Origin of the sequence: Kitasatospora sp. NPDC056181 (assembly GCF_042266225.1) — a bacterium.
Classification (GTDB): Bacteria; Actinomycetota; Actinomycetes; order Streptomycetales; family Streptomycetaceae; genus Kitasatospora.
The window spans coordinates 1-3,675 of sequence record NZ_JBHJUK010000292.1 but is presented as its reverse complement, the minus strand read 5'-3'; the positions used below and the strand labels follow the sequence as shown (position 1 = coordinate 3,675).

Here is a 3,675-nt window from a genome sequence, read left to right as displayed (position 1 = left end):
GACCTCGCCGACGCCTGGCTGCGCTACTGCCCGCCCATCCCCGAAACGTCCGCTACCCCCGCTACTCCCGCTACCGCCCAGGTCAGGGCCCTCTTCCCGGTAGCGGAACCGGTAGCGGTAGCGGCTACCAACCCGCCCCCCGCCACCGAAGACCCGGCCGACCTCACCACCGTCGGCTGACCCACCCAATCCGCTACCGCTACCCCATCCGCTACCACCACGCCCCCGCTGACCAGCCCGGTAGCGGGGTAGCGGCGGTAGCGGCACCCAGAAGAACAAGGGACCAGCCGCCCAATCGGATCGATCGGAGCCATCCGTGGCAAAGCAGGAACACCTCAAGCTCCCCGCCGTGCTCGCCGAGATCGACATGTCCCGCAGCGCGTTCTACCGCATGGTCGCGCGCGGCCGAGGACCGAGGCTCCTGAAGCTCCCCAACGGCCAGATCCGCGTCCGCCGGATCGACCTCGATGCCTGGTGGGCCGCCCTGGAGCAGAGCACCGCCGCCTGACACCAACCGTCCCGCTCTCAAGGGACCCCGGCCGCGCGCCGGGGTCCCTTCCCATTGGAGTGCCCTTGCTGACCTATGACGTGACGCTGTACAAGATTCGACAGCGGCCAGGCCGACGCCGGCCGTTCGAGCTGCGATGGAAGGTCGGGCTCAAGCCTCACTCGAAGAGCTACGCCACCATGACCCTCGCCACCGGCCGACTCGCCGAACTGCGTACGGCGATGAAGAAGGGCGAGGAGTTCGACCAGGAGACCGGCCTGCCGGTGTCCGAGCTTCGGAAGCTCAACCAGGTCACGTGGTTCGCCCACGCCAAGCAGTACGCCGAGGCGAAGTGGGAACGGTCGTCAGCGAAGAGCCGAGCCGCCCGCGCCGACGCACTCGCTACCATCACCGAAGCTCTTGTGACGGACCATCGGGGCCAGCCGGACCGCCGCGTACTGCGACGCGCACTGTCCTGCTGGGCATTCAACTTCTCCGAGCAGCAGCCGGAGCCGCCGGAGGAGATCACGACCGCGCTGGCATGGATGACCACCAAGTCGATCGGTCTCACCGAGTTGGACGACTCCGAGACCGTACGGGTCGCGCTGGAGGCTATCGCTCGGCTCCTGACCGGGAAGGTCGCGGCGGACAACACCATCGCCCGCAAGCGCATGGTGCTCAACAACGCTCTTCGGTACGCGGTCGAGCGGCGCCGACTCCCCAGCAACCCGCTCCAGTTCGTCGACTGGACGCCGCCGGACACGGACGATGAGATCGACTTTCGGTGGGTGCCCAGCCCGCAGCAGGGACGGGCGCTGCTCGACGCGGCCGGGCAGGTTTCGGCGCGTGGGCGCCACCTGAAGGCGTTCTACGGGTGCATCCTCTACGGCGCCACTCGGCCGGCCGAGGGCACCAACCTGCGGCTGACCGACTGCACCCTGCCGGAGAGCGGGTGGGGTGAGCTGCTGCTCGGCGGCAGCTCACCCCGGGTCGGCTCGCGGTGGACCGACGACGGGCAGTCGCACGAGGAACGGGGACTGAAGCGACGAGCGCAGAAGGCCACCCGGCCGGTACCGATCCCGCCGGTCCTGGTCCGGCTGCTGCGCGAGCACATCGCCGAATTCGGAGTGTCCCCCGATGGCCGGATCTTCCGCGCGGCCGAGGGTGGGCGGCTGCTGACCAAGGAGACCGCGGCCGTGTGGAAACAGGCTCGCTCCATCGCGTTGACACCCGAAGAGGTGAAGACGCCGCTCGCCAACGTGCCGTACTCGGCACGACACACCGCCGTGTCCGGCTGGCTGGCCGCCGGCGTCGACCAGACCGAGGTGGCCCGTCGGGCGGGGCACAGCGTGGCCGTCCTACTCAAGTTCTACGCGAAGATCATCAACGGTCGTCAGGAGCAGGCGAACAGCAAGATCGAACGGTTCCTGGACGGCGAGGAACCGGCCGCATAGGGCTCAGTGATCACGTTCCATGACTGTTCCACGCCGGTCCACAGTTGGCCCACGGCTGGCCCACACACACTGGTCAGAAGCGGTACACGGGTGGGACACCCTGGCACGGAATCGAAAAGGGCGGGTATCGGCAAGTTGCCGATACCCGCCCTGATCTGGGCTTTCACCACCAGCGGAGAGCGTGGGATTCGAACCCACGGTGACGGGTCACGCCACGACAGTTTTCAAGACTGTTCCCTTAGGCCGCTCGGGCAGCTCTCCAGGCGGAGGTCAGCCTAACGGGTCCGGCGGGGTTCGGTGCACCGGGTTTGGGGAGGTGGCGGGTCAGCTGTCGCCGACGCGCTCGGCGAGGGTGACCTTGGTGGTGAAGGTCTGGCCGTTGCGGGTGTACTCGACGTCCACGGTTTCGCCGGGCTTGTGGGTCCAGATCTTGCTGACCAGGGCGGGACCGTTCTCGATCGGGCTGCCGCCGAGCTTGGTGATGACGTCGCCCGGCTTGAGGCCGGCCTTGTCGGCGGCGCCGCCGGGGGTGACGGCGGGGGTGCCCTGGATGTCGCGCGTCTGGATCTGCGCGCCGTCGCCCTTGTAGTCGTCGTTGCGCAGGACGTCGAGCTTCGCGTACACGGGCTTGCCGGTCTTGATCAGCGTGTCGGCGACCCACCGGGCCTGGTTGATCGGGATCGCGAAGCCGAGACCGATGCTGCCGGCCCGGCCGTTGCTGGAGGTGTTGGACTGGATCGCCGAGTTGATGCCCATCACCGCGCCGCTGGAGTCCAGCAGCGGGCCGCCGGAGTTGCCGGGGTTGATGGAGGCGTCGGTCTGCAGGGCGTTCATGTACGAGGACTGGGCGCCGGTCTCGTCGCCGGACGCGACCGGACGGTCCTTGGCGCTGATGATGCCGGTGGTGACGGTGGACTCCAGGCCGTACGGGGCGCCGATGGCGATGGTGGAGTCACCGACGTTGACCTTGTCGGAGTCGGCCAGCGGAAGGGGCGTCAGCTTGCCCTTCGGCGGGTTGTCGAGCTTGACCACGGCGACGTCGTAGCCCTCGGCGCGGCCGAGCACGGAGGCGCTGTAGGAGTTGCCGTCGGCGAACTTGACGGTCAGTTTGCCACCGTTGGAAGCGGGGGCGACGACGTGGTTGTTGGTGAGGATGTGGCCCTCGGTGTCGAAGACGAAGCCGGTGCCGGTGCCGGACTCGCCGTTGCCCTGCGCCTTGATGGTGACGACGCTGGGCAGCGCCTTCTGCGCGATGCCGGCGACGGAGCCGGGGGCGGGCTCGTTCTTCTGCGGGCTGCTGGCCTGGACGGTGGTGCTCCGGTGGTCGTCCGAGGCGAGGATGCCGTTGCCGTCGCGGTCGGCGACGGCGACACCGAGCGCGCCGCCGGCCACACCGGCGACCAGGGCGACGGCGGCGATCAGGGCGATCAGGCCGCCGCGCTTCTTGCGCGGGCCGCCGGGCTCGGGGGCGCCGGGGTACTCGCCCGGGTAGCCGAGCGGGCCGCCGGGGTAGCCGGGGCCGCCGGGCGTGCCGGCACCGCCGCCGGTGGCGTCGTGCATGCCCCAGCCGCCGAGCGGCTGGCCGGCGCCGAACGGGTGGTGCTGGCCGGGGGCCGCGGGCGCGCCCGGTGCCGCCGGGGCGCCGTACGGGTCGTGGCCGGGGGCGGCCGCCGCGACGGGGGCGGCGGGCGCCGCGGGAGCGGCCGGGGCGGCGTACGGGTTGCCGGCCGGAGC

The 3,675-nt window shown here is 70.3% G+C and carries 3 protein-coding genes and 1 tRNA gene; 2 read left to right on the top strand and 2 right to left on the bottom strand.

The window, feature by feature from the left end; genetic code table 11:
* Nucleotides 1–316 precede the first annotated feature (316 nt).
* Complete coding sequence (locus ACFC1F_RS42840) at nt 317–508, top strand: helix-turn-helix transcriptional regulator (RefSeq protein WP_376167197.1); 192 nt, start codon at nt 317–319, stop codon at nt 506–508.
* A 65-nt stretch (nt 509–573) separates the two neighbouring features.
* Entirely contained in the window at nt 574–1,941 is a 1,368-nt protein-coding gene (locus tag ACFC1F_RS42835; protein ID WP_376167195.1) for a tyrosine-type recombinase/integrase, read from the top strand.
* 173 nt (nt 1,942–2,114) lie between these two features.
* On the opposite strand, the gene ACFC1F_RS42830 is transcribed toward ACFC1F_RS42835, so the two are convergent.
* Together ACFC1F_RS42830 and ACFC1F_RS42825 are read right to left on the bottom strand one after the other, a co-directional pair.
* Nucleotides 2,115–2,202: transfer RNA gene (locus ACFC1F_RS42830), tRNA-Ser, on the bottom strand.
* Between the two features lie 63 nt (nt 2,203–2,265).
* The coding region (locus ACFC1F_RS42825; RefSeq protein WP_376167193.1) for a S1C family serine protease at nt 2,266–3,675 on the bottom strand (1,410 nt) is incomplete at its 5' end.